This window comes from Massilia sp. Masssp93 (assembly GCF_059491295.1).
On sequence record NZ_CP168502.1, the window covers coordinates 3,830,081 to 3,855,872 of the forward strand.

Sequence of the window (25,792 nt, forward strand, 5' to 3'; positions counted from 1 at the left end):
CATATGGACGACGACAAGACCGACCCGAAGTGGCACGGGGCGCAGATGGATTTCAGCCGCAGCATGAGCTACGGCGACTACCTGGGGCTGGACCGGATCCTGTCGGCCCAGCACCCGCTCTCGCCGAACCACAACGAGATGCTGTTCATCATCCAGCACCAGACGAGCGAGTTGTGGATCAAGCTGATGCTGCACGAACTGCAGGCCGTGCGCGCCCACGTCCGCGCCGACGACCTGCCGCCCGCCTTCAAGATGCTGGCGCGGGTGGCGCGCATCATGGACCAACTGGTGCACGCGTGGGACGTGCTGGCCACGATGACGCCGCCGGAATACAGCGCGATCCGCCCTTACCTGGCGTCGTCGTCGGGCTTCCAGTCGTTCCAGTACCGCGAACTCGAATTCATCCTCGGGAACAAGAACGCCGCCATGCTGGCCGTGCACAAGACGTCGCCCGAGCACCATGACCTCCTCGAACGCGAGCTGCGGGCGCCGTCGATCTACGACGAAGCCGTGCGCCTGCTGGCGCGCTCGGGCCTGGCCATCGCGCAGGGCCGGCTGGACGCCGATCCGACGCAGCCGACCGCCCACGACGATTCCGTGATGGCCGCGTGGCTCGAGGTGTACCGCGACCCCGAGCACCACTGGGCCCTGTACGAACTGGCCGAGAAGCTCGTCGACCTGGAGACGGCCTTCCGCTTCTGGCGCTTCCGCCACGTGTCGACGGTGGAGCGCATCATCGGCTTCAAGACCGGCACGGGCGGTACGGCCGGCGTCAGCTACCTGCGCAAGATGCTGGACGTCGTGCTGTTCCCGGAGCTGTTTGCGCTGCGCACGGCGCTGTAACGCCGCGCCATCGTACAATCGGCGGCACGAGCATACTGGAGCGACCATGAACTGTGACATCCTGACCCTCGCCGGCCTGTGGAACTCCGGCCCGCAGCACTGGCAGACCCACTGGGAACAGCGGCACCCGTGCTGGACCCGCGTGCCGCACCGCGACTGGAACGATCCGGATTGCGCCGAGTGGGTGGCCGAACTGGATGCCGCCATCGCCGACTGCGAGGGCCGGCCGATCCTCGTGGCGCACAGCCTCGCGTGCATGCTCGTGGCGCAGTGGGCGCATTCCGGGTCGAAGCTGAAAGTGGCCGGCGCCTTCCTCGTCGCGCCCAGCGACGTCGAAGCGCCGTCCTACCCGATCGCCGCCAACGGCTTCCAGCCCATCCCGCTCGCACCGCTGCCGTTCCCGTCGCTCGTCGTCGCCAGCAGCAACGACGAATACGTGGCGCCGGAACGCGCCCGCGCGTTCGCCCGGGCGTGGGGCAGCAAGCTGGTGGAGATCGGTCCGGCGGGCCACATCAACGGCGGCAGCGGCTACGGCCCGTGGCCGGAGGGCCTGGCGCTGCTCGACGAATTCTGCCGCGACCTGAACCCCTGAACGCCCGGACGGCACGATGACGCCGCCCCGCGCGCTCGACGCGCGCTTTTCCCTCTACCTCGACCTCGCGCGCGCCTGCGCCGCGCTGGCCGTCGTGGTGGCGCACTTCGGCTACTTCCGCATCTTCGACGACGTTCAAATCGCCCGCATTCCCGATTTCGGGCGCGAGGCCGTGATCACGTTCTTCGTGCTGTCCGGCTTCGTCATCGCCTACAGCGCGGAACACAAGAACCTCACGGCGCGCAGCTACTTCATCGCCCGTGCGGCGCGCCTGTTTTCCGTCGTGCTGCCGGTGCTGGCGCTGTCGTTCATCCTCGCGACATGCGTGCACGACATGCTGCACATGCCGGTCGAAGACGGCTATGAACTGCGCCGCCCCTGGCTGTACATCCCGTTCCACCTGGCCTTCCTGGGCGACGTCTGGCACTTCGTCGAACGTCCGCCCTGGCTGATCCCGTACTGGTCGCTCGATTACGAAGCGTGGTACTACGTGCTGTTCGGCGTCGTTCACTTCGTCCCCGGCCGGCGCCGCTGGCTCGCGGCCGGCGCCGTCCTCGCCCTCGTCGGCCCGCGGCTGTGGCTCCTGTTGCCCGTGTGGCTGGCCGGCGTCGCGCTGTACCGCCTGCAGGGCCGGCTGACGTTCGGTCCGGGCCCCGCGCGGGCGGGCTGGGCGCTGAGCATGGTCCTCATCGGGCTGTGGGGCTGGCTTGATCCGGAGCCCTGGCTGCGCGGCGTCGCACAGGGCCTGTGGCCGTTCGCGCACATCCGCATGGGCAGCGCCGACCGGGTGCTGGCCGACTACGCCGTGATGGGGCTCGTGCTGCTGAATTTCGCGTGCGCGCGCCAGGCCCGGTTCGACGTCGTGCTGCGCCTGGCGCGGCCCATCCGCTTCCTGGCCGGGCACACGTTCACGCTGTATCTGTCGCACGGCATCGTGATCGGGCTGTGGCAGTCGGTGCTGCCGATCGAGCGCGGGGCGGCGCATGAGATCGTCGCCATCGGTATCGCGATCGCCGTGGTGGCGCTGGCGTTGAATCCGGTCACCGAAGCGCTGCAGCGCGGGTTGCGGCGCGCCCTGGAGGCCGGGCTCGCGCTCGGGACGCGGATGGGCATGAAGCCGAACTAAGCGTCGACGCCCAGTCCCTGCAGAAGCGCGGTCGTCACCTGCCCCGTCCTGGCGAATCCCCGCGCGGCCTGTTCGCGCACGATGGCGCCGCGCGTGTCCACGTCGAACTCGCCGGTCTGCCCGACGCCGAGCGCCTGCTGCAGCGCCTTGACCTTTCCGTTCGCGACGATCCGCTCCTCGACGAAGTTCAGGGGCCCCTGGCGGACATTGGCGACGACCTGCGGCGCCTGGGCCGCCGGTGCGCCAGGGTAGGCCGGGGCCGCGGGCGCGACGGGCGTGACGCGATCGGGCACGGGTCCCGCCAGCCTGAGGGGCAACAAGGTGCCCAACAGCTGGAACCACAGCGGCGCCCCGACGAGGCAGGCGCAAGCCATCACGAGGAAGCCGATGGCTGTCCACATCATTTCGGCGGCGAGGTCAAGGCCCGTGGGGTGGACCATGTTCCGGTACCAGCGCGCCGGCCAGCCGATCGGGAGCTCGGCGGCGAGCCCGTGACCGACGGCGGACACGGCCCGGTCGGGCGGCGTTCCCGGCGGCTGGTTCGGTTGATAGCTGACGAGGACGCGCTGCCCGTCGCCGGCGACCTGTTCCGCCAGGTGCGGCTCGTTCCACAGGGCGCGCGCCACGTGCACGGCGTCGATGTTGAGGACGACGGCGCACAGGAGTCCGGCAAGGAAGCAGCGCCGCTGCGCACCGCGCTTGTACCAGCCCGACACCCGGTCCATCAACTGGTCGAAATAGGCCGCCAGGTTGCGCTCGAACGCGGCGGCATCGCCATTCGCCTGGCGCCACAGGAAGCGCAGCACGCCGCCGATACGCTCCGTACCCGGGAGCGCGGCGATGGCCTCGCCGATGCCGTACGGCGACTGCGTCACCCTGGATTTCATCATGCCGATCAACACGTCGACCAGGGCGGACGCGAATACCGGCGACGGCAAGTAGGACGCCTTGTCGGCGTCGTTGCTCGCCAACGACGCGATGGCCGGGTGCGCGCGCAACAGCCGCGCCAGTTCGAGGCCGATCTCCTCCGTCCCCAGCAGCCTGTCGATGCCGGCCCACAGGCATTTCCCGCGACGGTTATGGGCGGTGTTGAAGACTTCGGTCACGGTACTGACGAGAACGGAGAACACGAAGAACACCAGGACCATGCTGCAGATAAAGTTCAAGGCGCTTGGCATCGTTTTCCTTTCATCATGCGATCGGTCGCCCCGCCGGCCACAGCGTGGCATTGAACTCGTGCAGGATCTTGTCCAACGGCGAGAAATAGCAGTAATTGCGGACGATGTCCGTACCGACGAGGATACCGACCGCGCGGTCGTCGCCGTCGCGCAGCAGGGAACCGCTGTCACCGCCGATCACCTGGGTGGTGAGGTCGGTCTGGATCAGCCCGCGCAGCGAGACGTCCACCGACGTCATGGCGGCGCCGCGCCCCAGGTCGTACAGAAAATAGCTGACGTCCGCCCGCGCGTCCGTATCGTGCACGACGGTCGTATGCCTCAAGCCGCTGGACGCACCGGTGAAATGGACCGTTTCCTGCAACGCCAGGGGTGCGGTACGCAATGCGCTGGGGAGAAAATCCGGCAGATTGCCCAGCAGTTGCGCGGTACGGACACTGACGCCTGCGACCGCGGCGTCGAGCGAGGGGCCGTACGGGACGCCGCTGCTGCTGACAGGCATGTCCCAGTTGCGCAGCAAACCCACCTCCGAGGACTGCCCGACGTCGCATGCGACGACCGGCTGCATCGAAGGATCGACGCCCAGCAGCGGCGGCGCCAGCACGTGCGCGACGCACAGCACCGCGTACTCGCCGTTCCGGTGCACCAGGCAGCTGAGCGTACCGAAGTCGTCCGGCACGGCCAGGTTACGGATCCTGACCGCGGTCATTTGGCGGCGCACTCGGGCGGCGGCGGCTTGGCGGCATCCTTGACCTGCTGGATGAACGCCTTGCCGGTCAACTGCTCCGGCGTGGGCGCGGCGCCCGGCGGCTTGAGATTATTCCACTGCACGCGCAACATGTGATCGAGCTGGACCGCATCCGTGGGGTACGGCTGCATCGACTTCATCAGGCACTTGTCCGTCGCCGCGAGGGCCACGATCCTGGGATCGATACTGCCGCCGGGCGCCGCGGCCGCGGCGGCGGTGCCGTCCTGGTCCTTCCCCGGCGCGTCCGGCTTCAACGTGATCGTGAGCGGCAGCGCATTGCCGGCGACACCGATCGTGTACAGGCTCAACGTGATGGGCGTTTCCTTGGCGACGGCCTTCGCGTAGTTGAGCGTGACCTGCGACTGGGTCGGCGTCAGCGTCACGATCTGCGGACGGCCCAGGGCGGCGTTGGCGGCACCGGGATCGCCGCCGTAGTCGGCCCACGGCGTGCCGCTGGGTGCGCTGGTCACCGTGAACGTCTTGCTGGCGCCGGGGGACATGTCGAACTGGTTGCCCGCCAGCGACGTCGTGATCGTCGGCAGGGCCGGCGCCGCGGGGGAATACGTGACGCAACCGTCGAACGGGGCCGGCGACTGGGGTTGCGGCCGCACGCACGCTTCGGCGAAGTCCGTCAACTTGTCGCTGAGGTCGTTCAATTCCTTGGCCACGGTCGGATACGGCGTCTCGCCCGCCCCGGTCGCAACGACCACCTTCCCCGCATCGAGCTTCGTCACCGGTTGAAACAGCGACATTTCCGATTTCATCAGGGCGGTCGCCGTGGCCGGCGACACGCTGGCCGTCCTGATCTGGGCGTTGGTGTTCACGAGAATCGCGCGCGCCGCCGACTGCATATGGTCGGCGGCCGTGGAAATCCTCTGCTCGCGCTGCAGGTATTGCGCGATCGCACCCTCGGCTTTCGCGACGTCGTCGTCGCGTTTGGTGCGCAGGTCGGCCGCGGGATTGAGTCCCCGGACGACGGCGAGCTGTTGGGTTACCGCTTGCAGCTTGCCCGTGCAGGCAGGAGCGGCGGGCTGGAGGTTGTATTTGGCCGCCTCATCGACCACGCACGCCAGCCGCGCCTCGGCCAGCAGATACGTGCTTTCGGGCGACCCGGACATCAACGCATTGCGCGTCTCGTAAGCCGAGCCCATCAGCAGTCCACCGCCCAGGATGCCCTTGCGCGCCCCTTCGGACGACCGGGTCGCCGCGCCGTACAGCAACAGGCCGCTCAGCGGGAACGCCAGCGCCGACGACCAGGAATTGAGTTTCGCCCGCTCGACGTAAGCCGTGCGCGGCCCTTCCTGTGCCGTGACGACGGCATCGCGGATGCCGATGAAGCGCTGGGTCGCGCTGCACGCCTGGGTCTGCGCGCACGCCGGTCCCTTGTTCATGGCACTCGTATCGAGATAGGGATTCATCAGGGTCGAGCAGGCAGACGTCGCGAAGGCGGTGACGCAGGCGAGCAGCCGCATGCGTCCGCCATGCCGAGGCAGATGGTTCATCAGGACTCCCATAGGGTGGTTATCGTCTAATGCTTGTGGTTGCTCAACACAGCTTTAGCGTTTTCTGAACTTCACTGTACTCGAACGATATTTACGACGACAGCCCCCGCGCCTTAACTATCGGTTGCGCATGAAAAGAGATGAACTAGAGTTGTTTTTTTGATACAGCACAAAGAAAAAGAGCCGGGCAGTGCCCGGCTCCTTGCTGTTGCGATCGCGCCGCGCTGCGGCGCTTGTGCTTACTTCGCCGCCGTCGCCAGCAGCATCTCGTTCAAGCGCTTCACGAACGCCGCCGGGTCCGCCAAGCTGCCGCCCTCGGCCAGCATGGCCTGGTCGAACAGGATGTGCGACCAGTCGGCGAAGCGCGGGTTCGCCGCGTCTTCGTATTTCAGGCGCGTGACGAGCGGGTGGTTCGGGTTGATCTCGAGGATGGGCTTGGTTTCCGGCGCGTCCTGGCCGGCCGCCTTCAGCATGCGCACGAGGTTCGCGGACAGCTCATGTTCGTCCGCCACGAGGCAGGCCGGCGAGTCGGTCAGGCGGTGCGTCACGCGCACGTCCTTGGCCTTGTCGCTCAGGGCGCCCTTCATCTTCTCGACGAGGTCCTTGTACTGCGACTCGGTCTCTTCGTGTTCCTTCTTCTCGGCCTCGTCCTCGAGCTTGCCCAGGTCCAGGCCGCCCTTGGCGACGGACACCAGTTCCTTGCCGTCGAAGTCGTTCAGGAACGACAGCATCCACTCGTCGACGCGGTCCGTCAGCAGCAGCACTTCCACGCCCTTCTTGCGGAAGATTTCCAGGTGCGGGCTGTTCTTCGCGGCGTTGTAGTTGTCCGCGGTAACATAGTAAATCTTGTCCTGGCCTTCCTTCATGCGACCGATGTAGTCGGCGAACGACACGGTCTGGTCGGCGGAATCGGTGTGCGTGGACGCGAAGCGCAGCAGCTTGGCGATGCGGTCCTTGTTGGTGGCATCCTCGCCGATGCCTTCCTTGAGCACCTGCCCGAATTCCTTCCAGAAGGTCACGTATTTGTCGCGGCCTTCCTGCTCGTCGCTGTTCGCCATTTCTTCCAGCATGCCCAGCACGCGCTTGGTCGAACCTTCGCGGATCACGCGCACGTCGCGCGACTCCTGCAGGATCTCGCGCGAGACGTTCAGCGGCAGGTCGTTCGAATCGATCACGCCCTTCACGAAGCGCAGGTAGACCGGCATCAGCTGCTCGGCGTCGTCCATGATGAAGACGCGCTTCACGTACAGCTTGATGCCGCCGCGCTTGTTGCGGTCCCACAGGTCGAACGGCGCGTGGCCCGGCACGTACAGCAGTTGCGTGTATTCGCTGCGGCCTTCGACGCGGTTGTGCGTGTACGCGAGCGGCGGCTGGAAGTCGTGCGACACGTGCTTGTAGAACTCTTCGTACTGCTCCGGCGTGATGTCGGACTTCGAACGGGCCCACAGCGCGGACGCCTGGTTGACGGTCTCGAATTCATCGCGGACGACGGTTTCCTTCTTCTCCTCGTCCCACTCTTCCTTCTTCATCTCGATCGGCAGCGAGATGTGGTCGGAATATTTGCGGATGATGGACTTCAGCTTCCACGACGACAGCAGCTCGTCCTCGCCTTCGCGCAGGTGCAGGATGATGTCCGTGCCGCGATTGGTCTTCTCGATCTGCTCGACGGTGTAGTCGCCCTCGCCCGTCGATTCCCAGCGGATGCCGTCGGCAGCGGCGGCGCCGGCGCGGCGGGTCTCGACGGTGACGCGGTCGGCCACGATGAAGGCCGAGTAGAAGCCCACGCCGAACTGGCCGATCAGCGCGGCATCGGCCTGCTGGTCGCCCGACAGCTTGCTGAAGAATTCCTTCGTGCCCGACTTGGCGATCGTGCCCAGGTGCGAGATCACCTCGTCGCGGCTCATGCCGATGCCGTTGTCGGAAATGGTGACGGTTTTCGCATCCTTGTCGAACAGGACCTTGATCTTCAGCTCATGGTCGTTGCCGTACAGGCTGTCGTTGTTGATCGCCTCGAAGCGCAGCTTGTCGGCCGCGTCGGACGCGTTGGAAATAAGTTCCCGCAGGAAAATCTCCTTGTTGGAATACAAGGAGTGAATCATCAGTTGCAGCAGCTGTTTGACTTCTGCTTGGAACCCAAGGGTTTCTTTTTCGGCTACAGCCATCTTATATCCTCGTTCGTATCAGGGTTGGACAGACCGGTTCGATATTGGGATACCAACAAGGATTTCAAGAGTTATTTTTTCCCGGTCGCACTTCTTATGCATACGACAAGGTTCTCGACTTTTTGACCGAGTCGGCATACCGTGTCGATCCATCGAAATTTTTTTGCGCGGGCGTGTCGAAAACGTGGAAGCCCGATCGTCGTACGGACAGCGGCACCGGTTCGGCACCTCCATGCCGGCCGCCGCAGACCATTCACTGAACAGGAGATCATCATGACCGAACAAGTGCGTCCCATCCCCGAAGGCTTCCACACGATCACCCCGCACCTCGTCTGCAGCGGCGCGGCCGACGCGCTGACGTTCTACAAGCAGGCCTTCGGCGCCGTCGAGAACAGCCGCATGCCGGGCCCGGGCGGCAAGATCATGCATGCCCAGATGCGCATCGGCGACTCGCTGATCATGCTCGCCGACGACTTTCCGGATTCCGGCTGCGTCGGCCCGCTCGCGCTCAAGAACACGCCCGTCTACATCCACCTGTACGTCGAGGACGCCGACGCCGTCTTTGCCCGCGCCGTGGAAGCGGGCGCGAAACCGGTCATGCCGATGGCCGACATGTTCTGGGGCGACCGCTACGGCCAGATCGAGGACCCGTTCGGCCACCGCTGGTCGATCGCCACCCGCAAGCGCGACATGACGCCCGAGCAGATGCGGGAAGCGATGGGCAACTCGATGGATCAAACCTGCGCGGGAGCACAACAATGAAATTCATGGTCATCGTGAAGGCCAGCGCGGCCTCGGAAGCCGGCATCATGCCGAGCGAAAAACTGTTCGTCGACATGGGCAACTTCAACGAGGAACTCGTCAAGGCCGGCATCCTGCTGGCCGCCGACGGCCTCATGCCCAGCTCGAAGGGCGCCCGCATCCGCTTCGACGGCGACCGGCGCACCGTCATCGACGGTCCGTTCGCGGAAACGAAGGAACTCATCGCCGGGTTCTGGATGATCGAAGTCGGCTCGAAGGAAGAAGCCATCGAGTGGTTCAAGCGCTGCCCGAACCCGCACGAGGACATGGCGAGCGAGATCGAGATCCGCCAGCTGTTCGGCCCCGACGACTTCGGCACGGACCTGCCCTCCGAGGTGCGCGCGCAGGAAGACCGCATGCGCGAACAACTCGCGGCACGCTGAGGAGGCCGGCCATGCAGTTCATGCTCATTCGCACCGACAACGACGACCGCGCCGCGACGGCCGACCCGCAGGCGGTACTGGACGATCTGCTGCGCCGGCTGCCGGGCGGCGCCGGGGCCGGCGCGGACGCTCCCCGCGCGCCCGCGCTGGCGCTGGCATTCGCGCCGGACGCGGAAGCGCTGCGCCTCACGCTGTGGCCCGGCGGCGAGGCCGTGACGGCCGGACCGTTCCCGTCCGACGAACGCCTGCCGGCCGGCTTCGCCGTGTTCGAGGCCCGATCGCACGCCGCCGCGCTGGCATGGCTGCGCGACCACATGCCCAGACACGCCGCCGGCACCGCCACGCTGGAACTGCTCGAGACGGGCTGCCCGGGCGGCTGCGCCGGCGTCCCGCCCGGCGCGGCCGGCGGCGACGCCTGCTACGCGATCCTGCTGCGTTCCGACGCCGGCACGGAGCGCGACGCCATCCCGCCGCAGGAAAAGCTCGACCGCCTGAACGCCTTCAATGCCATCCATGCGGCGGCAGGCACGCTGCTGGCCGGCGACGGCCTCAAGTCGACCGCGCGCGGCGCCCGCGTGCGCGTGGCGAACGGCGGCGCCAGCGTGATCGACGGACCGTTCGCGGAAGCCAAGGAATTGATCGCCGGCTTCTGGATGATCCGCGCGCCGTCGATCGAAGCGGCCCTCGACTGGGCGCGTACGCTGCCCTACCCGACGGGGCCCGAGGTCGACGTCGAGATCCGGCGCGTGGCCCTGATCGCGCCGCCCGGCGCGTCCGCGGTGGCGGCCGATGCGCCGGACCGGCTGCGCGAGGATGCCAGCGTGCGCGCCGAACAGCTCGACGCCGCCCTGCGCGCCGAGCTGGCGCCGCAACCGGCGTGGGACCGGCCGTGACGCCTGTCCGGGCGGGACGGCACGCATGACGGGCGGCGCCGACACGGGCCGCGTCGTCGAGGCGGTGTGGCGCATGGAATCGGCGCGCATCGTCGGCGCGCTGACGCGCATGCTGCGCGACCTGGGACGGGCCGAGGAACTCGCCCAGGACGCGCTGCTGGAAGCGCTGGAGCGCTGGCCGGCGGACGGTGTGCCCGACCGTCCCGGCGCCTGGCTGATGCAGGTGGCCAAGCGGCGCGCGCTCGACCACCTGCGCCACCATGCCATGCACGCCAGCAAGGAAGGCGAGCTGAGCTGGGAGTTCGACAATATGCTGGCCGACGGCGGCAGCTTCCGCGATCCCGCCGAGCTGGCCGCGCTGGCGCAGGAGACGGCCGGCGAGATCGACGACGACGTGCTGCGCCTGATCTTCGTCTGCTGCCACCCGGTGCTGTCGGCCGAGGCGCGCGCGGCGCTGGCGCTGAAACTGCTGGGCGGCCTCGCCACGGGCGAGATCGCGCGGGCCTTCCTCGTGCCGGAAGCGACGGTGGCCCAGCGCATCGTGCGCGCCAAACGGACGCTGGCCGAAGCGCGCGTGCCGTTCGAGGTGCCGGGCGGCGACGAACTCAAGCCGCGCCTCGCGTCCGTGCTGCAGGTGATCTACCTGATCTACAACGAAGGCTATTCCGCGAGCGCCGGCAACGAGTGGCTGCGGCCCACGCTGTGCCGCGAGGCAGTGCGCCTGGGCCGCGTGCTGGCGGAACTGATGCCCGACGAAGGCGAGGTCCACGGCCTCGTCGCGCTGATGGAAATCCAGTCCTCGCGCGAGCGCGCCCGCACGGGGCCGGACGGCGCACCGATCCTGCTGATGGACCAGGACCGTTCCCGCTGGGACCGCCTGCTGATCGGCCGCGGCCTGGCGGCGCTGGACCGCGCCGGCCGCCTGGGCGCCCTCGGACCGTACGCGCTGCAGGCCGCCATCGCCGCCTGCCACGCCCGCGCGCTCAAGCCCGACGCGACGGACTGGGCCCGCATCGCCGCCCTGTACGACGCGCTGTCCCAGCTGATGCCCTCGCCCGTCGTCGAGCTGAACCGCGCGGTGGCGCTGGGCATGGCCTATGGCCCCGCCGCCGGCCTCGCCCTCGCCGACGCGCTGCGGGACGTGCCGGCGCTGCGCAACTACCACCTGCTGCCCAGCGTGCGGGGCGACCTGCTGGCGAAGCTCGGGCGCCACGACGAGGCGGCGGCGGAATTCGAGCGCGCGGCGGGCATGACGCAGAACGAGCGGGAACGCGAACTGCTGCTGGTGCGGGCCGGGACGAGCAAGACCCGGCTCGCGCGCGGCGAGTGAACATTCATCGGGAGCACGCGTGCCGAAAATCGACCTCAAGAAAGAGCTGAAGCATCTTTACCAGGCGCCCGCGCGGGAAGTCGTGCAGGTCGACGTCCCCGCCCTGCGCTTCCTCATGATCGACGGCGCGGGCGATCCCAATACGTCGCCGCTGTATGCCCGGGCCGTGGAAGCCCTGTTCTCCGTGTCCTATACGGCGAAGTTCATCGTGAAAAAGGGACCGTCGGGCATCGATTACGCGGTGATGCCGCTGGAAGGCCTGTGGTGGTCGGACGACCTGTCGTCATTCGTGGCCAACGACAGGTCGAAGTGGCAATGGACGATGATGATCCATCAGCCGCCGTACGCCGACGAGTCGGTGCTGCGCGACGCGATGGCGGAAGTGAAGCGCAAGAAAGGCCTGGCCGCCGTCGAGGCGCTGCGGCTGGAATCGTTCACGGAAGGCCCGTGCGCGCAGACGCTGCACGTCGGACCGTTCACCGCGGAAGGACCGACGATCCGGCGCGTGCACGATTTCATCGAGACCCGCGCCGCCCTCGCCGGCAAGCACCACGAAATCTATCTGAGCGACATCCGGCGCGCCGATGCCAGCCGGTGGAAGACGATCATCCGCCAACCGATGGCGTGACAACTGGCGTCAGTCGGGGGACAGGAACGGCGCCAGTGCCTGGTCGGCCGCGGCCGGATTGATGGCGCGTGCCTGCAGCCCATGCATGGCGACGGCGACGTCGGCTGTACGGCCGCCGTCGTGCAACAGGGCCTGGTTGTCGGCCATGGAACGGAGCAGCTGGGCGGTGAGGCGGTCCAGCTCGGGGCGGATGGTGTTGGCGAGGTCGGGCGCGTCGTCGAAGCGGCCGGCGTCCTCTGCCCGCCAGCGGCGGTACAGTTCGCGCTGCACCGTCTTGGATGCTTCGATCTGCGCCCGGAACACGCTGCGTATCCATGCCTCCGGCAGTCCCAGCTCACGCCCCTGACGCACCGCGGCGGCGATGACCTGTTCTTCGCGCGGCCGGTCTTCGATGGCAGCCTTCGCGTTCCACTTGGCGCGCGCCACGTCCCGCGCCAGCAGCAGGCGTTGGTCGATGGCCTGGCGCAATGGCTCCAGTCCCCAAGGAAACGCCAGCCACCGATCCAGGCTCTTCGACACGTCGCCGTTGTCCAGCCGGTGCTGCAGCCAGCGGTCGACATACGCCTTCAGCGCCGTATCGCGCGGCAGCAGGATGGCCTTCTCCGCCTGGTCGAACGGCGCGTCCGGATGCACCGCGCACAGCTGCGGATGCAGGCGCTGCTGCAAACGGGTTTCGACGGCGTCGGTTATCATCAGATCGGCCGCACCACTGACGATCCGGCCGAAGATGGTCACATTGTCCGGGTACACGGTCAGCTGGGCGCGCGGCGCCCAGGCGCGGGCGAAGCGTTCGTTCGTGCCGCCCGGATTGACGATCAGCCGCACTTCCGGCTGGTTGATCTGCGCCAGCGTCTGGAACCGGGCGACGTTTTCGCAGCGTGCGATCGGCGTCTTGCCATCGTGTAGATAGGGCACCGAAAACAGCGCGCGCCGTTGCCGCTCGGCCGTCACCGACACGCCGCTCATTGCGAGATCGAACTTGTCCGCATCCAGGTCGGCCATCAGCGTCGGCCAACCGGTCGGAACCAGTTGCAGCCGCACGCCGAGCGCCTGCGCCAGCGCGCCCGCCAGCGCCACATCCATGCCGATGAACTCGCCACCAGGCTGCAGGTAGCTGAAGGGCTTGTAGTCGCCGGTACTGCCCACGCGCAGCACGCCGCGCGCGGCGATGTCGTCCAGCCGGCCGGCCTGTGCCGGCGCCAGTACCGCCGTCAGCAGGCCCGCCAAGACGACGGGTCGCATGCAAACCCTGCAAAACGCTGCCGCGCGCATGAATCTCCTTCATCTGTCCGTAGTGGCCGGAGCCTGGTGCCGCGCAGCGTAGGGTAAGGGCGCATGCCTGTCAAGCCGGCCACGGCGCCAGCCCGGGCGACCGTCACCCCAGCACCCGCTCCAGCCCCCGCCACGCCTCGTCGTCCTCCAGCGCCGCCACGTTCAGCCGCAGCTTGGTGGACGGCAGCTGGTCCGGCGAGAACAGGCTGCCCGGCGCCAGCAGCAGGCCCTCGTCCATCGCGCGCGCGGCCAGCACGTTGGTGTCGCGGCCGCAGTCGGCCCACGCGAACATCCCGGCCGTCGGCGCGGGTTCCAGCGTCATGCCGAGGGATTCCGCGCGGCGCAGCACCTGCGGCCGCACGGCGTCCAGCCGGGCGCGGATGCGGTCCAGGTGCTTGCGGTACACGCCTTCGCACAGGATCTTGTAGACGATCCGCTCGCCCAGGTCGCTCGTGCTCAGCGTGGCCAGCATCTTGCGGTCGGCCAGGCGCTGCACGACGTCCGCGGAGGCCGCGATGAAACCGACCCGCAAGTTGGCCGCGAGCGATTTCGAGAAGCCGCTCAGGTAGATCACGCGCTGCAGCTGGTCCAGCGCCGCCAGCCGGGTCACGCTCTGGGCGCCGCCCGGGTGCAGGTCGCAATAGATATCGTCCTCGACGACCGTGATGTCGTGGCGCTCGGCGATGCGCAGGATCTGGAAGGCCTTGGCGGCCGACAGCGACGTGGAACTGGGGTTGTGCAGCACCGAATTGATGATGTACAGGCGCGGCTGGTGCAGCGCCGCCAGCGCCTCGAGCTGGGCCAGGTCCGGACCGTCGGCCAGGCGGCGGATGCCGACCACCTTCAGGCCCATCGCGGCGAACGAGCCGAACATCAGGAACCACGCCGGATCGTCGACGAACACGGTGTCGCCGGGGCGGCAGAATTCGCGCGCGACGAGGTCCAGGCCCTGCGTCACGCCGAGCGTCGTCACGAATTGTTCGGGCGCGGCCGCGATTTCCAGCTCGGCCAGCTTGCGCTGCAGTTGTTCGCGGAGCGGCGCATAGCCCTGCGGGGCGGCGTAGTTGAGCAGCACGCTGCTGTTCTGGCGGCTGACGGCGCGCAGAGCGTTGGACACGCCGGGGCCATCGAGCCAGGCCGTCGGCAGGACGCCCGCGGCGCTCGACGGCTGGCCCGGCATCTGCCGGAACATGTGGCGGATCAGCCAGACGACGTCCAGCGCGCGCGCTTCCAGGGCCGGGTCGGCATGCGGTTCGGCGCGCCGCAATGCCGTGTTCAGGGGCGCGCGCTCGCGCACGAAGAAGCCGGCGCCGCGGCGCGATTCCAGGTAGCCCTGCGCGACGAGGCGGTCGTAGCTGGCCACGACGGTGAACGGCGACACGCCGTGGTCGGCGGCGAAACGGCGGATCGAGGGCATGCGGCTGCCCGCGCGCAGCTGCCTGTCGTCGATGCGCGCGGTGACGGCGCGGACGATCTGGTCGGCCAGCGGTTCGCCGGAATCGCGCGACAGCAGCGTCGGCATGATTGTATCGGTCATTTTTGCAACACAGTACGCAAAAGGATATCGGTAAGTGTATAGGGACTGTACTGCTCGTCCGGTCTAGCATACCTCTGACCAAGGCGTGCTGCAACGATAACCGGAGAACCCATGCGTCCCACCACCCTCACCCCGGCCGGCGTCCCCGCGGCGGCATCCGACGAAGCGCGGGGCATGCTGCTCGGCCTGACCGGCGTCGCCGTCTTCAGCCTCACCCTGCCGTTCACGCGGCTGGCGGTGCGCGAGCTCGATCCGCTGTTCCTCACGCTGGGCCGCGCGCTCGGCGCCGCCGTGCTGGCGGCCGGCTGGCTGCGCATGCGCCGCGCCGCCTTGCCGGGACGCGCCGCGCTGTGGCCGCTGGCCGTGGTGGCGCTTGGTTGCGTGCTCGGGTTTCCGTTGCTCAGTTCGATTGCGATGCGCAGCGTGCCGGCGTCGCACGGCGCCGTGCTGGGCGGCGTCCTGCCGCTCGCGACGGCCCTGTACGCGGCGCTGCGGGGCTACGAGCGGCCCTCGACAGGGTTCTGGCTGGTCGCCCTGCTGGGCACAAGCCTCGTGCTCGCGTTCGCGCTGGGCCAGGGCGGCGGGACGCTGCAAAAGGCCGACCTGCTGATGTTCGGCGCGATCGCCGCCGCGGCGGCCGGCTATGCGGAAGGCGGGCGGCTGGCGCGCACGCTGGGCGGCCAGGAAACGATCTGCTGGGCGCTCGTGCTGGCGGCCGTCCCCGCCGCAATCCTGCTGGCGGCGTTCGAAAGCGACCAGTTCGGCCGGCTGGGCGCCGTCGGCCCGGCCAGCTGGCTCGGGTTCGCGTACGTCACGACGTTCTCGATGTTCATCGGCTTCTTTTTCTGGTATCGCGGCCTGGCGCTGGGCGGCGTGGCGCGCGTGGGCCAGGTGCAATTATTGCAACCTTTCCTGTCGCTGGCCGGCGCGGCCGTCCTGCTGGGCGAGGCGCTGACGGCGGCCAATGTCGGCTTCGCGCTGGCCGTGATCGCGACCGTGGCGCTGGGCCGCCGCATGCAGGTGAGGCGATAATGGGTATGCACCCTGCGATGGGCACGCCCGCCGGCAAGGCTTACAATAGCGGCTTTCTTTTCACACAACCCTGGGGAATTCATGTCCGTCTACGACAAACTCAAAGCACTGAACATCACCCTGGCCGCACCGGCGACGCCGGCGGCCGCCTACGTCATGTATGCGCAGACCGGCAACACGGTCTTCCTGTCCGGCCATATCGCCAAGAATGCGGACGGTACGGTCAATGCGGGCCTGCTGGGCAGGGAAAAGACGACGGAACAGGGCAAGGCGGCGGCGCGCGCCGTGGCCGTCGACCTGATGGGCACGCTGCAGGCGGCCGTCGGCGGCGACCTGAACCGCGTAAAACGCATCGTCAAGGTAATGAGCCTGGTCGCCTCGACGCCGGACTATACCGAGCAACACCTCGTCACGAACGGCTGCTCGGAACTGCTGGGCGAAGTGTTCGGCGACGCGGGCAAGCACGCGCGCTCGGCGTTCGGTGTGGCATCCCTGCCCCTCGGCGCCTGCGTCGAGATCGAACTCATCGCCGAAGTCGCGTAAGCTATCGCTCCGCAGCACTTATTTAACCGGAGCATGCCCAACAGGCGTGCTCCTCTTGAGAGAGCAGCCTACCCGGCGTGCTTTATAATGACCGGCGCACCATCGTGGCCCTTCCTGTGAGACCAGTATGAAAATCGAAAATCCCAATCCCATCCAGTGGCAGTTCTCGGAGCGCGCACAGCAGCTGCAAAGCTCGGCGATCCGCGAGATCCTGAAGATCACCCAGCGTCCGGAAATCATTTCCTTCGCCGGCGGCCTGCCTTCGCCCGCCACCTTCCCCGTCGAACGCATGAAGGCGGCCTACGACAAGGTGCTCAGCGAAAACGGCAAGCAGGCGCTGCAGTACGGCCCGACGGACGGCTACGCACCGCTGCGCGAATGGGTGGCGAATTACCTGTCCACGGAAGGTTCGACAATTGTGCCGGAGCAGATCCTGATGGTGTCCGGCTCGCAGCAGGCCCTCGACCTGCTGGGCAAGGTGCTGATCGACGAAGGTTCGCGCGTGCTGGTGGAAACCCCCAGCTACCTCGGCGCGCTGCAGGCCTTCTCGGTCTACCGTCCGGAATTCCGGTCGGTCGAGACGGACGACCACGGCCTCGTGCCGTCGTCGATCGAACCGCTGGCCAAGGGTGCGCGCCTGCTGTACTCGCTGCCGAACTTCCAGAACCCGACGGGCCGCTCGCTGTCCATCGAGCGCCGCCGCGAGCTGGTCGAAACCTGCGCCCGCCTGGGCCTGCCGCTGATCGAGGACGATCCGTACGGCGCGCTGTCGTACAAGGGCGAGCCGATGCCGCGCATGCTGTCGATGAACCCGGACGGCGTGATCTACATGGGGTCGTTCTCGAAAGTGCTGACGCCGGGCATCCGCCTGGGCTATGTCGTCGCCCCGCTGCCGCTCGTGCGCCGCCTTGAACTGGCCAAGCAGGCCGCCGACCTGCACACCGCGACGCTGACGCAGATGGTCGTGCACGAAGTCGTCAAGGACGGCTTCCTGAACGAGCACATCCCGACCATCCGCAACCTGTACGCGAACCAGTGCCAGGCGATGCTGGACGCAATGGACGCCGAGTTCCCGGAAGGCGTGACGTGGACCCGTCCGGAAGGCGGCATGTTCATCTGGGTCACGCTGCCCAAGCACATCGACGCCATGAAGCTGCTCGACCAGGCGATCGCCGCCCGCGTCGCGTTCGTCCCGGGCGCGCCGTTCTACGCCAACGAACCGGTCACGAACACGCTGCGCCTGTCGTTCGTGACGGTGCCGCCGGAACGCATCCGCGAAGGCATCGCCACCCTCGGCAAGCTGATCAAGGACCAGATGTAAGACGGGTCCGCGTCCGGCGGCACGCGTTGCCGCCGGACTCAAACAATTGTTGAACAAGCCAAACACTTGTCAGTTGCGCAAAAGTTACAGATTTTTCCATCGGTAAAAGAAGTTATTGCCCAGGCCAGTGCTGCGGGGTGTATGATTTTGCACGCAATCTAAACGTGCAGTCCCCGCCAAGCACCGTATGACCAACCCTGCGACCGTGCCGCTTGCCGACCCACGCAAGCCCGCCATTCTCATCGTCGACGACGCGCCCGACAACCTCGGGGTGCTGCGTTCGATGATGCTGCGCCAAGGCTACCAGACGTTCGTCGCCACTTCCGGCGACCGCGCGCTGGAGATCGCCCTGCGCGTAAAACCCGACCTGATCCTGCTCGACGTCGTGATGCCCGGCATCGACGGCCTGGAGACGTGCCGCCGCCTCAAGGCGCATCCGGCCACCATGCGCATTCCCGTGATCTTCATGAGCGCGCGCGGCGACACGGAAGACATCGTCGCCGGCTTCGACACCGGCGCCGCCGACTACATCCCCAAGCCGCTGCGCCTGGAAGAAGTCTGCGCGCGCGTGCGCGCCCAGCTGCGCCTGCGCACCAGCACGGACACGCAGTCGGAACAGGCCGACCGCCTGCGCATGATCGTCAACAGCATGGACCAGGGCCTTCTGATCGTCGAGCGCTGCGGCCGCGTGCAGTACGCCAACCCGGCCTGCGACCGCTACCTGGGCTATGCGCCCGAGGACCTGGTCGGCCGGTCGCTGAAGGATCTGCTGGATTGCAAGGAGCCCGGCTGCTGCGAGGGCCTGGACGCCATCAGCTACGGCACGCGGGAGGTCAAGATCCGCCACCGCGACGGCGGCCTGCGCGCGATGGACCTGACGATGACGCCGATGCACGCCGCGGACGGCCTGTTCGTCGCGCTGCTGCACGACATCACCCACCACAAGCAGTCGGAGGACGCGCTGCAGCGCGCCGCGATGCTCGACCCGCTGACCCAGATCGCCAACCGCCGCCACTTCGACGCCTTCCTCGACAAGGAATGGCAGCGCGCGATCCGCAGCGCCCAGCCGCTGTCGCTGGTCGTGCTCGACGTCGACCACTTCAAGCTGTACAACGACACGCTGGGCCACGCGGCGGGCGACGTCTGCCTGCAAAAGGTCGCGCAGGCGCTGCGCGACCACGCCGCGCGCCCGACCGACCTCGCGGCCCGCTACGGCGGCGAGGAATTCGTGCTGCTGTTCGCCGAGACCCCGGCGGAAAACGCGGCGCACGTCGCGGAAACGATCCGCGCCGCCGTCGAAGCCCTGCAGATGCCGAACCCGCGCTCGACGACGTCGACCTGGCTCACGGTGTCCGTGGGCGTCGCGACGATCGTGCCGACGCAGCTGGACGCCATCGAAAACCTGTTCGTGTGCGCCGACCGCGCCATGTATGCCGCCAAGGCCGGGGGCCGCAACCGGGTCGAGTCGACCATCGTCGGCGCGGCGTGGGATGTGGTGCGGGACGCGGCGGTGTATTGAGCGGGGCGGGCGGCGCCAGCCGACCCGACAACATAGGATGCGTCGTCGTCTCCGCGACGGCGGGGCCCCGAACTCGCCGGCGCTGCCGCAGTGCGTAACACCCGGGTGCCCTCGCGCGCCGTAAACTTGGGTTCCCGCCTGCGCGGGAACGACGGGTCATATCCACGTCGTCCCCGCGAAGGCGCACTGCTGTCCGGAATAAAATTCTTGACAGTTTCATCAGATGAGGCTCAGCTGGAGCTCTGCCATTTCTTGCTGAAGTCGCCGTCGTTGTCGATAGCGGGAAGCTTCGATCTCGGGGCGCTGAAACAAGGTGGCGCGTATCAGCACGAGGCAGTCCCAGAGACTGATCTTGAGCGAGTGCCGCTGCTTGTAGAGCGCCACGAGCAAATAGCTGATCAACGCTGTAAGCACTTGGATGCGCACTGCGTTTTCGCTCCGCCCGAGGAATTTTTTGATTTTCAGGTGCTGCTTGATCCACTTGAAAAACAGTTCGATTCCCCAGCGCTCCTTGTAACGCTGGGCGATCTCGAACGCGGCGCTGTCCAGATCGTTGGTGGCCAGGACAAGCGGCGTGTCCTTTTCCGGGCGAGCGATCGTGATACGCCGTAGCGATGCCAGATATGGGTTGTCTCGTCCTCCGGGACGCTTATGTTTGAGCCGGACGATTTCATCATTGAGCACGACCCCGGCGGCTTCGGCGGGAATGCTTCTTTCTTCGATTATCTGTAGGCCGGCATTGCGTTTGAACCGGGTAACGAACTGCGCCCCAGCCTGACTGATGGCGTTCCACCAGGCGTAGTCGCAGTAGCCTTTGTCGAAGACGTAAAGGGCGCCCCGAACCAGCGGTACGCTCCAGGCTTTCTCTACGTCGTTGACGTTGGCCGCGCTGAACGAAATCCAGTCTGGCGTCCGGGTCTCGGCATCGAGCAGGACATGGACCTTGATACCCTGGGTGTTGCGGGTGCGGTTTTCTTGTGTCCAGCGCTCGAATTCCCGTCCCTTGAGCGTCAACGACGTCGAGTCGAGCAGATACATCAATTCAGCACTATCGCTGCGCAACTGACGCGACACCTGTCCCATCAGCCAATTGGCGACATCACTGAACACGGTATCGGAGCGCCTGGCGTTCGCATCGGCCAGCGTCGTACGTTTGATCATCCCGGCGCCCAAATGGTAATGGTGAGAGCGGTGATGATTAAAGCCCGTCTCCAGCGCCCGCAAGCCCGGCGCTTCACTGAGCTGCCCGTACATCATTGCGATCAGGTGCTGCCAGTGCCCGAATTTTTTAGAGTACTTGTCGGCCTTGTGTCTTTTTACCAGCCGATCGAACTCCGAGCGGGGCAGGCCCTTTAATAATTCCTGAAAGGTAGCTATGCTGAACATGTTGCGGGGTTTTGGTTTTTTGAGTTTGGCGACTCGGGTATACGCCCGTAAACCAGTCCCTGCAACACCTTCAGCGATTTCCCCTCAAATTATTCCGGACAGCAGTGCGCGAAGGCGGGGACCCAATCTCGCCGGCGCTGCCGCGATGCGTAACACCTGGATGCCAGCGTGCACGGGCGCGACGCATTATCTCTTCGGGTAGCCCGTAATCTCCGCGATCTCCCGATACAGCGGCGCCAGCTGCCGGTACATCTTCAGGTAGACCTGCCGGTACAGCCGCTCGTACACGTCGCGGTGCGCCGGCACCGGCTCGAACACCCTTCCCACCCGCGTCATCGCGGCCATCGCCGCCGCGAAATCGCGGTGCAGGCCCAGGCCCACGGCCGCATCGATGGCGGCGCCCAGGCCCGACGTCTCGTACACGTGCGGCCGCGCCGTCGGCAGGCCGAAGATGTCGGCCGTCAGCTGCATCGCGCAATCGCTCTGCGAGCCGCCGCCCGACACGCGCAGCTCGGTGATCGCCACGCCGCTGCGCTTTTCGATGCGCTCCTTCCCTTCGCGCAGCGCATACGCGAGGCCTTCCAGGATCGCGCGGTAGACGTGCGCCCGCGTGTGCACGTCGCCGAAGCCGACGATCGCGCCCTTCGCCTCGCGGCCCGGCACGCGGATGCCTGGCGTCCAGTAGGGCTGCAGCATCAGGCCCATCGATCCGGGCGGGACGGAACTGGCCAGCTGGTCGAACAGCTTCTCGGGCGCCACGTCTTCCGCGAGCGCGCGCTGCTGTTCGCGGTGGCCGAACTGCTCCTTGAACCAGTTGACCATCCAGTAGCCGCGGAACACCTGGACCTCGCTGCTGTAGGCGCCCGGGATCGCGGCCGGATACGGCGGTAAAAAGGGCGTCACTTCGACGTAGCGCGTGCCCGTCGTGTTGATGGTGGCCGTCGTGCCGTAGCTGAGGCACCCGACATGCGGCTCGCGGCAGCCGGCGCCGATCACCTCGCACGCCTTGTCGGCGGCGGCGGCCAGCAGCGGCGTGCCGGCCGGGATGCCGGTGGCGTCAGCGGCGGCGCGCCCGATCTCGCCGAGACGGTCGCCGGGATCGACGAGTTCCGGCAGCATGTGCGGTTCGACGGCCAGCGCCTGCCACTTCCAGTCGCGCGGCCCGGCCCAGCGCCGGCGCCGGTAGTCGAACGGCAGATACGCGACCTGCGAGCCCGATGAATCCGCGAAACGTCCGCTCAGCCGCCAGTTCAGGTAGCCGGACAGCAGCAGGAATTTGTCGGTCGCGGCCCACACGTCGGGTTCGTGCGCGCGGATCCAGTTGATCTCGGCCTCGCCGCGAAAATAATCGATGGTGCCGTCCACGCGCGCCAGCCTGAACGCGGCGCGCCACCACCACGCCAGCGGCGGCACCGTGTCCGTGTGGCGCTGGTCGAGCCACGTGATCGCGGGCCGCAGCGGCCGTCCTGCGCGATCGAGGTTGATGACGGTGCCGCGCTGCGTCGTCACGGCCACGCCGGCGATGGAGTCGCGGCGCACGCCGGGCTGCGTCCACAGGCCCTGGCATGCGCGGCACAGCGATTGCCAGTAGTCCTCCGGGTCGTGCTCGGCCCAGCCGGGCTGCGTGGAAAAATACGGGTCCAGCATCACCTGCGATTTGGCGACGATGTTCCCGGCGAGGTCGAACAGGATCGCGCGCACGCTCTGGGTGCCGTTGTCGATGGCGAGGATGGTCGTATCAGTCTTCATGAGGCAGGCCGTGTTGAAGAGTCCATGATGCGCGATACGCCGCTTCTTCATGCGCCCAGTGCGCGGCGCCCCAGCCGAGTTCCGGCTGGCAGATGGCGCGGATGCGCTCCAGGTGTGCCGCGCCGCCGTCGCGCAGCAGCAGGCCCAGGCGGGTGCGGCGCAGCAGCAGGTCGTCCAGGTGCTGCACGGCTTCGCAGCGCGCGGCCCAGCGCAACTCGGCCCACGCCGTTTCCGTGCCGGGAATCCGTTCCAGTTCGCCCGGCTGCGCCGCGTCCAGCAGGGCCGCGGTACAGGCGCCGTGGCGGCCATGCAGGCGGCGCAGCAGACTCGCATCGAGGTGCGGCGCCTGCGGCGGCGGGACGGGCGCGAACACGGCGCAGGCGTCGAGCGGGTCATTCCAGCCGGGCAGCTGCGCCTTCGCGACGCGCAACGCATCGAGGGCGATGGCGCGGAACGTCGTCAGCTTGCCGCCGGCGATGGCGACGAGGCCGGCGCTGCTCCACACGACGTGCTCGCGCCCTTCCTGCGACGGCGCGCTGCCGTCCTTGCCCGCGATGACGGGCCGCACGCCCGCGTAAGTCGACATGATGTCCTTGTCGGTTAGTTGCAGATTGGGGAACTGCGCCTGCAGCGCCGCCATCAGGTAATCGACCTCCGCGCGGGTGATGCGGGCCGCGCGGTCCATGCCCTCGTCGTGGTCGAGGTCCGTCGTGCCGACCAGGGTCGCGCCCTCCCACGGAAAGGCGAACACGGGCCGCCCGTCGTGCGGATGCATCAGGCTCACGGCGCGCGCCAGCGGCAGGCGCCACGCGGGCAGGATCAGGTGGCTGCCGCGCAGCGGGCGCAGGCGCGGGCCCAGGCCGTGCAAAGGCCCCGACCATGCGCCCGTCGCATCGATGACGACCTTCGCCCGCACGGCGTGTTCCGTACCGTCGACGGCGCAGGCAAGCGTCGCGCCGCAGACCCGGCCCCCTTCGCGCAGCAGTGCGCGCGCGCCGAGCCGGTTGACGGCCGCCGCGCCGTGGTCGAGCGCCTCGCGCAGCACGCGCAGCACGAGCCTGGCGTCGTCCGTGCGCGCGTCCGTGTAGACGATGCCGCCCGCGAGGCCGTCCCGTTTGACGTTCGGCGCCGCCATCAGGAAGTCGTCGGCAGCCAGCCAGTGGCGCTCGCGCCGGCCCGCCATCACGTCGTAGATCGCGAGGCCCGCCAGGAAACTGCGGCGGCCACGCGCGCCCTCGTACTGCGCGAACGCGAAGCCCTGCGGCTCGACGAGGCCCGGCGCACAGCGCAGCAGCATCTCGCGCTCGCGCACGGATTCCGCCGTCAGCCGCACGTGGCCGCCCTTCAGGTAGCGCAGGCCGCCGTGCACGAGTTTCGACGAGCGGCTCGACGTGCCCCATGCGAAGTCGTGGCGATCGACCAGCAGCGCCTTCAATCCGCGCCGCGCCGCTTCCAGCAGCACGCCGGCGCCGCTGATGCCGCCGCCGATCACGAGCACGTCCCACTCGCGCGCCAGCACGTCGGGCAGGGCCGCGCGCCCGCCGCGCTGCCACAGCGCGGAAAATTGTCCGCTCATGGCGTCACCAGCTTGCCCGGGTTCATGCGCCCGTCCGGATCGAAATGCGTGAACAGCGTGCGCAGCGCGGCCATCCCCAGCTCGCCCTTTTCGTGCGCCAGCCACGGCGCGTGGTCGCGGCCCACGCCGTGCTGGTGGGTGATGGTGCCGCCGCTCGCGACGATCGCCTCCGACACGGCCGTCTTGAGCATGCGCCAGCGCGCCAGGTCGGCGTCGTAATCGCCGGCGAGGCGCCAGATGAACGTCGAGTAGACGCTGGCGCCCTGCGGATACAGGTGCGACAGATGCGTGTAGGCGTGCGCGCGTTCGCCGTCCCGCGCGAGCGCGTCGTGGGCGGCGCGTTCGATGGCGCGCATCGCGGGCGTGACGCGCGGCCAGTCGAGCGCCGTCTCCACCGTGTCGATCGCATAGCCGTGCGCCCACGCGCTGTTGCGCAGGTAGACGTTGCGGAAGCGGTTGCGGCGCCAAGCGTCGCCCAGCGCGCGGCCCGCGTGCACGCCGCCGTCGCGCCGCGCCAGCGCCAGCGCGGCCTTCAGCGCGGCGCGCGCCTGCGCCTTTTCTCCGCTGGCGCCCACGAGCAGCATGCATTTGCCGGCGCCCGCGCCGCGCAGCTTCAGCCAGGTTTCCAGCAGTGCCACCTGGCGGCCATGGCCGCCCAGCGTGAGCATCGTCGCCGTCTCCTCCGCGTTCGACAGCCGCAGCATCGACAGGCCAAGTCGCGCCTGCACGATGGTGCGCACGGCCTGCTCGGCGCGAGTCCAGTCGGGGAAGAACACGGCGTGGAACGCCTCGAACGGCGGCAGGTGCGTGATGCGCACGGCCGCTTCCGTCAGGATGCCGAGCCGCCCTTCCGACCCGAGCACCAGTTCGCGCAGGTCGGGACCGGCGGCGGACGCGGGAAAGGTCGGGATGACGAGCGGCCCGGCCGGCGTCTCCACGCGGCCGCCGGCGAACAGCTGCTCGATGCGGCCGTAACGCAGCGATTGCTGGCCGGACGAGCGGGTGACGACCCAGCCGCCCAGGGTCGAGTAATCGAACGATTGCGGGAAGTGGCCCAGCGTGTAGCCGTGCGCGCGCAGCTGCGCTTCCAGGTCGGGCCCCGCCACGCCGGCTTCGAACACGGCCAGCTGCGCTTCGCGGTCGATGGCGACGAGGGCCCGCATGCGCGCCATGTCGACGCACACGGTCGGCCGCGCGCCGACGGCGTCCAGGTGGCCGGCGACGCTCGTGCCCCCGCCGTACGGCACGACGGCCGCATCGACCGTGCGCGCCCAGCGCAGCAGCTCGCGCACGTCGTCCGCGCTCTCCGGAAAGGCGACGGCGTCCGGCGCCGCGCCGATGCGGCCGTGGCGCAGGCGCAGCCAGTCGTGCAGGCTCTGGCCCGTCGCATGCGTCAGGCGCGCCTGCGCGCTGGCGTCGGCGAGGCGGTGCGCCGGCAGCCGGCCGGGCGGCAGCGCCGCGCACGACGCCTCGAATGCCGCGTCGCGCGGGGGCGTGCCCGCGCCGATGCGCCCGCGCAGGAATGCCAGCGCGGGCTCGCCCAGCGCCACGTCGACCGCATCGTCTCCCCAACCGTTCCAGCGTCGCATCGTTCCGTTCTCCCCAGTGTGTTATGCGGCTATACTCGTTTGCTGCCACTTTAAGAAAAACGACGACCCGAGTATTGCGGATTCA

22 protein-coding genes and 1 pseudogene are annotated in these 25,792 nt (G+C 68.1%); 12 read left to right on the plus strand and 11 right to left on the minus strand.

Going from position 1 to position 25,792, the window contains the following annotated elements; all coding sequences use genetic code 11:
- The first annotated feature begins 3 nt into the window (after positions 1-3).
- From kynA to ACEN9Q_RS15515, 3 genes are read left to right on the plus strand one after another with little or no spacing between them, the layout of a single operon-like run.
- Entirely contained in the window at positions 4-843 is an 840-nt protein-coding gene (gene kynA / locus ACEN9Q_RS15505) for a tryptophan 2,3-dioxygenase (RefSeq protein WP_056436289.1), read from the plus strand.
- A gap of 46 nt (positions 844-889) precedes the next feature.
- Positions 890-1,435, plus strand: coding sequence for an RBBP9/YdeN family alpha/beta hydrolase (locus ACEN9Q_RS15510; protein WP_495625198.1), 546 nt, complete (start codon positions 890-892; stop codon positions 1,433-1,435).
- Positions 1,436-1,451: 16 nt separating this feature from the next.
- Entirely contained in the window at positions 1,452-2,561 is a 1,110-nt protein-coding gene (locus tag ACEN9Q_RS15515) for an acyltransferase family protein (RefSeq protein WP_495625199.1), read from the plus strand.
- Here the strand turns inward: ACEN9Q_RS15515 and ACEN9Q_RS15520 are convergent.
- From ACEN9Q_RS15520 to htpG, 4 genes are all read right to left on the minus strand, one after another.
- The gene (locus ACEN9Q_RS15520) at positions 2,558-3,739 is read right to left on the minus strand and encodes a hypothetical protein (RefSeq protein WP_495625200.1); all 1,182 of its coding nucleotides are present in this window, start codon (positions 3,737-3,739) and stop codon (positions 2,558-2,560) included. The genes ACEN9Q_RS15515 and ACEN9Q_RS15520 overlap by 4 nt on opposite strands.
- 13 nt (positions 3,740-3,752) lie before the next feature.
- Positions 3,753-4,445 carry a hypothetical protein gene (locus ACEN9Q_RS15525; RefSeq protein ID WP_495625201.1) on the minus strand — a complete coding sequence of 231 codons (693 nt, stop codon included), beginning with the start codon at positions 4,443-4,445 and terminating at the stop codon, positions 3,753-3,755.
- Entirely contained in the window at positions 4,442-5,986 is a 1,545-nt protein-coding gene (locus tag ACEN9Q_RS15530; RefSeq protein WP_495625202.1) for a hypothetical protein, read from the minus strand. The genes ACEN9Q_RS15525 and ACEN9Q_RS15530 overlap by 4 nt, the downstream gene beginning before the upstream one ends.
- 239 nt (positions 5,987-6,225) lie before the next feature.
- On the minus strand, positions 6,226-8,148 hold the full coding sequence (gene htpG / locus ACEN9Q_RS15535) for a molecular chaperone HtpG (protein ID WP_495625203.1): 1,923 nt from the start codon (positions 8,146-8,148) through the stop codon (positions 6,226-6,228).
- Between the two features lie 273 nt (positions 8,149-8,421).
- Here htpG and ACEN9Q_RS15540 point away from each other — a divergent pair, with 273 nt between their 5' ends.
- Genes ACEN9Q_RS15540 through ACEN9Q_RS15560 form a run of 5 tightly spaced genes read left to right on the plus strand, consistent with a single transcriptional unit; the run spans position 8,422 to position 12,183 of the window.
- Positions 8,422-8,910, plus strand: a complete 489-nt coding sequence (locus ACEN9Q_RS15540) for a VOC family protein (protein ID WP_495625204.1) — start codon at positions 8,422-8,424, stop codon at positions 8,908-8,910.
- On the plus strand, positions 8,907-9,332 hold the full coding sequence (locus ACEN9Q_RS15545) for a YciI family protein (RefSeq protein WP_056436310.1): 426 nt from the start codon (positions 8,907-8,909) through the stop codon (positions 9,330-9,332). The genes ACEN9Q_RS15540 and ACEN9Q_RS15545 overlap by 4 nt, the downstream gene beginning before the upstream one ends.
- 11 nt (positions 9,333-9,343) lie before the next feature.
- Positions 9,344-10,225, plus strand: a complete 882-nt coding sequence (locus ACEN9Q_RS15550) for a YciI family protein (RefSeq protein WP_495625205.1) — start codon at positions 9,344-9,346, stop codon at positions 10,223-10,225.
- A gap of 25 nt (positions 10,226-10,250) precedes the next feature.
- A complete protein-coding gene (locus ACEN9Q_RS15555; RefSeq protein ID WP_495625206.1) occupies positions 10,251-11,555 on the plus strand; it encodes an RNA polymerase sigma factor in 1,305 nt (434 codons plus the stop codon).
- Positions 11,556-11,574: 19 nt separating this feature from the next.
- Positions 11,575-12,183, plus strand: coding sequence for a GyrI-like domain-containing protein (locus tag ACEN9Q_RS15560; protein ID WP_495625207.1), 609 nt, complete (start codon positions 11,575-11,577; stop codon positions 12,181-12,183).
- Between the two features lie 9 nt (positions 12,184-12,192).
- Here the strand turns inward: ACEN9Q_RS15560 and aroQ are convergent, their stop codons facing one another.
- From aroQ to ACEN9Q_RS15575, 3 genes and pseudogenes are all read right to left on the minus strand, one after another.
- Positions 12,193-12,651, minus strand: a complete 459-nt coding sequence (gene aroQ / locus ACEN9Q_RS15565; protein WP_495628958.1) for a gamma subclass chorismate mutase AroQ — start codon at positions 12,649-12,651, stop codon at positions 12,193-12,195.
- Between the two features lie 12 nt (positions 12,652-12,663).
- Positions 12,664-13,455 (minus strand): annotated as a pseudogene (locus ACEN9Q_RS15570) (transporter substrate-binding domain-containing protein); the annotation flags it as partial.
- A 103-nt stretch (positions 13,456-13,558) separates the two neighbouring features.
- The gene (locus tag ACEN9Q_RS15575) at positions 13,559-14,992 is read right to left on the minus strand and encodes an aminotransferase-like domain-containing protein (RefSeq protein WP_495625208.1); all 1,434 of its coding nucleotides are present in this window, start codon (positions 14,990-14,992) and stop codon (positions 13,559-13,561) included.
- A gap of 111 nt (positions 14,993-15,103) precedes the next feature.
- Between ACEN9Q_RS15575 and ACEN9Q_RS15580 the strand changes: the two genes are divergently transcribed.
- The 4 genes from ACEN9Q_RS15580 (at position 15,104) to ACEN9Q_RS15595 (ending at position 19,407) form a co-directional block, all read left to right on the plus strand.
- On the plus strand, positions 15,104-16,024 hold the full coding sequence (locus ACEN9Q_RS15580) for a DMT family transporter (protein ID WP_495625209.1): 921 nt from the start codon (positions 15,104-15,106) through the stop codon (positions 16,022-16,024).
- Between the two features lie 81 nt (positions 16,025-16,105).
- Entirely contained in the window at positions 16,106-16,567 is a 462-nt protein-coding gene (locus ACEN9Q_RS15585; RefSeq protein ID WP_056436327.1) for a RidA family protein, read from the plus strand.
- 127 nt (positions 16,568-16,694) lie between these two features.
- Positions 16,695-17,888: an aminotransferase-like domain-containing protein gene (locus ACEN9Q_RS15590; RefSeq protein ID WP_056436330.1), complete on the plus strand. Its 1,194-nt coding sequence runs from the start codon at positions 16,695-16,697 to the stop codon at positions 17,886-17,888.
- A gap of 187 nt (positions 17,889-18,075) precedes the next feature.
- Positions 18,076-19,407: a diguanylate cyclase gene (locus ACEN9Q_RS15595; RefSeq protein WP_495625210.1), complete on the plus strand. Its 1,332-nt coding sequence runs from the start codon at positions 18,076-18,078 to the stop codon at positions 19,405-19,407.
- Between the two features lie 219 nt (positions 19,408-19,626).
- Here ACEN9Q_RS15595 and ACEN9Q_RS15600 read toward each other — a convergent pair whose 3' ends face one another.
- The 4 genes from ACEN9Q_RS15600 to ACEN9Q_RS15615 form a co-directional block, all read right to left on the minus strand.
- Positions 19,627-20,793: an IS4 family transposase gene (locus ACEN9Q_RS15600; protein ID WP_495625211.1), complete on the minus strand. Its 1,167-nt coding sequence runs from the start codon at positions 20,791-20,793 to the stop codon at positions 19,627-19,629.
- 186 nt (positions 20,794-20,979) lie between these two features.
- On the minus strand, positions 20,980-22,542 hold the full coding sequence (locus ACEN9Q_RS15605; RefSeq protein WP_495625212.1) for an FGGY-family carbohydrate kinase: 1,563 nt from the start codon (positions 22,540-22,542) through the stop codon (positions 20,980-20,982).
- On the minus strand, positions 22,532-24,118 hold the full coding sequence (locus tag ACEN9Q_RS15610) for a glycerol-3-phosphate dehydrogenase/oxidase (RefSeq protein ID WP_495625213.1): 1,587 nt from the start codon (positions 24,116-24,118) through the stop codon (positions 22,532-22,534). The genes ACEN9Q_RS15605 and ACEN9Q_RS15610 overlap by 11 nt, the downstream gene beginning before the upstream one ends.
- Positions 24,115-25,707, minus strand: a complete 1,593-nt coding sequence (locus ACEN9Q_RS15615; RefSeq protein ID WP_495625214.1) for an FAD-binding oxidoreductase — start codon at positions 25,705-25,707, stop codon at positions 24,115-24,117. Before ACEN9Q_RS15615 ends, ACEN9Q_RS15610 begins: the two co-directional genes overlap by 4 nt.
- Between the last annotated feature and the right edge of the window lie 85 nt (positions 25,708-25,792).

Excerpts from the sequence above, each read along its gene's own strand:
- ACEN9Q_RS15515 (WP_495625199.1), top strand. The coding sequence starts at position 1,452 with ATGACGCCGCCCCGCGCGCTCGACGCGCGCTTTTCCCTCTACCTCGAC.
- ACEN9Q_RS15545 (WP_056436310.1), top strand. The coding sequence starts at position 8,907 with ATGAAATTCATGGTCATCGTGAAGGCCAGCGCGGCCTCGGAAGCCGGC.
- ACEN9Q_RS15605 (WP_495625212.1), bottom strand. The coding sequence starts at position 22,542 with ATGAAGACTGATACGACCATCCTCGCCATCGACAACGGCACCCAGAGC.
- ACEN9Q_RS15530 (WP_495625202.1), bottom strand. The coding sequence starts at position 5,986 with ATGAACCATCTGCCTCGGCATGGCGGACGCATGCGGCTGCTCGCCTGC.
- ACEN9Q_RS15595 (WP_495625210.1), top strand. The coding sequence starts at position 18,076 with ATGACCAACCCTGCGACCGTGCCGCTTGCCGACCCACGCAAGCCCGCC.
- ACEN9Q_RS15550 (WP_495625205.1), top strand. The coding sequence starts at position 9,344 with ATGCAGTTCATGCTCATTCGCACCGACAACGACGACCGCGCCGCGACG.
- ACEN9Q_RS15600 (WP_495625211.1), bottom strand. The coding sequence starts at position 20,793 with ATGTTCAGCATAGCTACCTTTCAGGAATTATTAAAGGGCCTGCCCCGC.
- ACEN9Q_RS15615 (WP_495625214.1), bottom strand. The coding sequence starts at position 25,707 with ATGCGACGCTGGAACGGTTGGGGAGACGATGCGGTCGACGTGGCGCTG.
- ACEN9Q_RS15585 (WP_056436327.1), top strand. The coding sequence starts at position 16,106 with ATGTCCGTCTACGACAAACTCAAAGCACTGAACATCACCCTGGCCGCA.
- ACEN9Q_RS15580 (WP_495625209.1), top strand. The coding sequence starts at position 15,104 with ATGCGTCCCACCACCCTCACCCCGGCCGGCGTCCCCGCGGCGGCATCC.
- ACEN9Q_RS15610 (WP_495625213.1), bottom strand. The coding sequence starts at position 24,118 with ATGAGCGGACAATTTTCCGCGCTGTGGCAGCGCGGCGGGCGCGCGGCC.
- ACEN9Q_RS15540 (WP_495625204.1), top strand. The coding sequence starts at position 8,422 with ATGACCGAACAAGTGCGTCCCATCCCCGAAGGCTTCCACACGATCACC.
- ACEN9Q_RS15520 (WP_495625200.1), bottom strand. The coding sequence starts at position 3,739 with ATGCCAAGCGCCTTGAACTTTATCTGCAGCATGGTCCTGGTGTTCTTC.
- ACEN9Q_RS15590 (WP_056436330.1), top strand. The coding sequence starts at position 16,695 with ATGAAAATCGAAAATCCCAATCCCATCCAGTGGCAGTTCTCGGAGCGC.
- ACEN9Q_RS15510 (WP_495625198.1), top strand. The coding sequence starts at position 890 with ATGAACTGTGACATCCTGACCCTCGCCGGCCTGTGGAACTCCGGCCCG.
- ACEN9Q_RS15555 (WP_495625206.1), top strand. The coding sequence starts at position 10,251 with ATGACGGGCGGCGCCGACACGGGCCGCGTCGTCGAGGCGGTGTGGCGC.
- ACEN9Q_RS15575 (WP_495625208.1), bottom strand. The coding sequence starts at position 14,992 with ATGACCGATACAATCATGCCGACGCTGCTGTCGCGCGATTCCGGCGAA.
- htpG (WP_495625203.1), bottom strand. The coding sequence starts at position 8,148 with ATGGCTGTAGCCGAAAAAGAAACCCTTGGGTTCCAAGCAGAAGTCAAA.
- kynA (WP_056436289.1), top strand. The coding sequence starts at position 4 with ATGGACGACGACAAGACCGACCCGAAGTGGCACGGGGCGCAGATGGAT.
- ACEN9Q_RS15525 (WP_495625201.1), bottom strand. The coding sequence starts at position 4,445 with ATGACCGCGGTCAGGATCCGTAACCTGGCCGTGCCGGACGACTTCGGT.